This is a genomic window from Streptomyces sp. TRM64462 (assembly GCF_013362995.1).
In the GTDB taxonomy this organism is placed as follows: domain Bacteria; phylum Actinomycetota; class Actinomycetes; order Streptomycetales; family Streptomycetaceae; genus Streptomyces.
On the sequence record NZ_JABWDV010000121.1, the window covers coordinates 1 to 3,868 of the forward strand.

At 70.1% G+C, this 3,868-nt stretch carries 3 protein-coding genes; all 3 read right to left on the reverse strand.

Going from position 1 to position 3,868, the window contains the following annotated elements; genetic code table 11:
- Positions 1–122: 122 nt before the first annotated feature.
- Positions 123–1,256 carry a ParA family protein gene (locus HTZ82_RS05715; RefSeq protein WP_175408175.1) on the reverse strand — a complete coding sequence of 378 codons (1,134 nt, stop codon included), beginning with the start codon at positions 1,254–1,256 and terminating at the stop codon, positions 123–125.
- A 433-nt stretch (positions 1,257–1,689) separates the two neighbouring features.
- A complete protein-coding gene (gene ald / locus HTZ82_RS05720) occupies positions 1,690–2,805 on the reverse strand; it encodes an alanine dehydrogenase (RefSeq protein WP_175408176.1) in 1,116 nt (371 codons plus the stop codon).
- 153 nt (positions 2,806–2,958) lie between these two features.
- On the reverse strand, positions 2,959–3,868 hold a 910-nt coding region (locus HTZ82_RS05725), incomplete at its 5' end, for a tetratricopeptide repeat protein (RefSeq protein WP_254711651.1).

Genomic DNA, 3,868 nt, shown 5'->3' on the forward strand with positions numbered 1-3,868 from the left:
GTCGGTCTCGCCGCCCTGGCCGGGCACCCGGGCGGGCTCGCCGTTGGCCGGGCGGCGGGGCGTGGACGACTGCAGCGCCATGCCCCCGGTCGTACGGAACAGCTCGTCGGCACCGGGCAGACTCACTCGGCGTGACACCGGGCGAGCACCTCCCTGGCGAGCTGGCGGTAGGCGGCCGCGCCGACCGAGTTCGAGGCGTACGTGGTGATGGGCTCGCCGGCGACCGTGGTCTCCGGGAAGCGCACGGTCCGGCCGATCACCGTGTGGTAGACGTGGTCGTCGAAGGCCTCGACGACACGCGCGAGGACCTCGCGGCTGTGCACCGTGCGCGAGTCGTACATCGTGGCGAGGATGCCGTCGAGCTCCAGCTCGGGGTTGAGCCGCTCCTGGACCTTCTCGATGGTCTCCGTCAGCAGGGCGACGCCGCGCAGCGCGAAGAACTCGCACTCCAGCGGCACTATCACCTTGTGAGCGGCCGTCAGCGCGTTGACGGTCAGCAGGCCGAGCGAGGGCTGACAGTCGATCACGATGTAGTCGTAGTCCGGCAGCAGCGGCTTCAACGCGCGCTGCAGCGTGGACTCGCGCGCGACCTCGCTGACCAACTGCACCTCGGCGGCCGAGAGGTCGATGTTGCTCGGCAGCAGGTCCATGTTGGGCACGGCGGTCTTCAGCAGCACCTCGTCCGCCGACATGCCCCGCTCCATGAGCAGGTTGTAGACGGTGAGGTCCAGCTCCATCGGGTTGACGCCGAGACCGACCGACAGGGCTCCCTGCGGGTCGAAGTCGACGAGCAGCACCCGTCGTCCGTACTCCGCGAGCGCGGCGCCCAGGTTGATGGTCGACGTGGTCTTGCCCACGCCGCCCTTCTGGTTGCACATCGCGATGATCTTCGCGGGTCCGTGCTCGGTGAGCGGTCCCGGGATCGGGAAGTACGGCAGGGGCCGTCCGGTCGGGCCGATCCGCTCGCGGCGCTGGCGGGCAGCGTCGGGTGCGAGGGTGGCCGCGTACTCCGGGTCGGGCTCGTACTCGGCGTCGGGGTCGTAGAAATGCCCCTCGGGCAGCTCGTCGTAGGCGGCGAAGTGCGTGGACTCTCGGCCACTCTCGTCGCCGGCCATGGCGTTCACGTGTTGGCCGTCCATCGTCTTCATCGTGTGGGCTGTCGTCATGTGCTGGTGGGTCGCGAAGGTTCGGACAGCGACGGAGCCGACAGCCTCGAACCCGGACGACGGACCACCGTGGCTGCCCGTCGCCGCCATTCCTGGTTGACCACCCCCGGGAGTAAATGTCGACTCATTCACAAGTCGTCTTACCTCCTTGGACGTGACCAGGAAACTTATCGATAGGTCAGCGTGGCACCATGCCGACGGTTGGCGACTCTATGGCGTGTCACCGCTCCGCAGCAACACAATCGGCCGGACGCGGCGGGATGTGTCGGCAACCGAACGCCTTCCTGTCAAGGGTGCATGGCCGTCGATCCGTACGTTTCACGGGTGTGCGAAACGGTTAAAGGGTTACGTTCGAGGCGACTTGACGTGGCCGGTGCGCGTGGCCGGACACGCGTCCGGCCGGACCTCGTCGAACAAGGTCCGGCCGGATGCGTGACGTTGACGGTGTCCGTTGACCGTCGGCCCGCCGTCCGCGGTCGGTGAGCGGACGGTGAACAGGGAGTGAGCGGGGAGTGAGCAGGCGTCAGCCGAGCAGCGAGTCCAGCTCGACGTGCTCCAGGCCGTGGGCCTCCGCGACCTCCTTGTAGACGACCTTGCCGTCATGGGTGTTGAGGCCCTTGGCGAGCGCCGGGTCACGGCGCAGCGCCTCGACCCAGCCGTTGTTCGCCAGCGACACGATGTACGGCAGCGTGGCGTTGGTGAGGGCGTAGGTGGAGGTGTTCGGGACGGCGCCGGGCATGTTGGCGACGCAGTAGAACACCGAGTCGTGGACCTGGAAGGTCGGCTCCGCGTGCGTGGTCGGACGGGAGTCCTCGAAGCAGCCGCCCTGGTCGATCGCAATGTCGACAAGGACACTTCCGGGCTTCATCTTGGCGACAAGCTCGTTGGTGACCAGCTTCGGGGCCTTGGCGCCCGGGATGAGGACGGCACCGATGACGAGGTCGGCCTCGGTGACCGCCTTCTCCAGCTCGTAGGCGTTGGAGACGACCGTCTGGACCTTCGTGCCGAAGATCTTGTCGGCCTCGCGGAGCTTGTTGATGTCGCGGTCGAGCAGGGTGACGTGGAAGCCCATGCCGACGGCGATCTGGGTGGCGTTCCAGCCGGAGACGCCGCCGCCGATGACGACGGCCTTGCCGGCGTGGGTGCCGGGGACGCCGCCGGGCAGGACGCCGCGGCCGCCGGCCGAGCGCATCAGGTGGTAGGCGCCGACCTGCGGGGCCAGGCGGCCCGCGACCTCGGACATCGGGGCGAGCAGCGGGAGGGCGCGGTTCGCCGTCTCGACGGTCTCGTACGCGATGGCGGTGGTGCCGGACTCGATCAGCGCGTCCGTGCACTCACGGGAGGCGGCGAGGTGCAGGTAGGTGAAGAGGGTCTGGTCCTTGCGGAGGCGGTGGTACTCCTCCGCGATGGGCTCCTTGACCTTGAGCAGCAGGTCGGCGGTGGCCCAGACCTCGTCGGCGGTGGGCAGGATGCGCGCGCCTGCGGCGACGTACTCGTCGTCCGTGATCGAGGAGCCGGAACCGGCGTTCTGCTCGATGTAGACCTCATGGCCGTTGCGGACGAGCTCGTGCACACCGGCGGGGGTGATGGCCACCCGGAACTCGTTGTTCTTGACCTCGCGGGGGATGCCGACCTTCATCGTCGATCACGGTCCTTGACTCAGGGGGTACGGGGCATAGCGCTCTACAGCGGTACATACCCGGCCGTACGACGACGCACCGGGATACACCGCGGTTAATCGCGGCGGACCCAGTCTAATGAAGGAGTTCCCCGTGTCTAGCCTTACAAAGCATTAATCTTTCCCGGAACCACTACGGATTTCGTAGGTGGGAGGTGTGGGGTGGTTGGGGTTGGGGGGTGGGGTGGGGGTGCCGTGGCCTGCGGATCCCGCTGTGCGGGCGGCCGCGGCCCTGGAGGTGAGCAGCCGGTCGGCGGCGACGCGGTGCAGCCGGGCGGCGGCCGGGTCGCCGAGCCGTTCGAGGGTGTCCGCGAGGCGCAGCCGCAGGGCGGCGTGCAGGCGTACGTCACCGGCGCGGCGGGCCCATTCGACGGCCTCCTCGCAGGTGCGCAGCGACTCTTCGGGGCGGCCCGCGTACTCCTGGACGCGGGCGGCCTCGCTCAACGCGCGGGCGTGGCCCGGGACATCCCCGAGCCTGCGGTAACCGGCCGCGGCGGCACGCCAGTTGCGCAGCGCCTCGCCGTACCGGCCGGCGTACGTGTGGACGGCGCCGAGCCTGCCGTACAGCCGCGCCTGGTCGGCCCGCTCGTCGCGGGCGAGCCGCTGTTCGAGTGCCCTCCCGTACCAGTCGGCGGCCCGCTGCCAGTCCCCGAGCTCCTGGTGGGCGCCGCCTACGGATTCCATGGCGCGACCGGTCGCGTACGGGTCGTTTGCCAGGCGTCCGGCGTCCAAGGCCTCGCGATACCGGGCCAGGGCGTCGTGGGTGCGGCCGGTGCGGGTGTCCAGGTCCGCGAGGTTCAGCAGGGCGGCGGCGCGCTCCCGATGCAGGCCCCTGCGCTCGGCGACGCCCAGGACGAGCTGGTGCAGCCCGTACAGCTCGGGGGCCGCCGCCTCGGCGCCGCGGTGCGCGGTGAGGGCCCGTACGAGGGCGGCGATCAGGCGGCGGGCCAGGGTGTCGAGCTCGCCGTCCGCGACCGCGAGGCGCGCGGCGGCCAGCAGGGCGGGCTGCCGGACGCGCAGCCAC

Bases quoted from the DNA above. Each gene is read 5' to 3' on its own strand.
- ald (WP_175408176.1), bottom strand. From the start codon at position 2,805: ATGAAGGTCGGCATCCCCCGCGAGGTCAAGAACAACGAGTTCCGGGTG.
- HTZ82_RS05715 (WP_175408175.1), bottom strand. From the start codon at position 1,256: ATGGCGGCGACGGGCAGCCACGGTGGTCCGTCGTCCGGGTTCGAGGCT.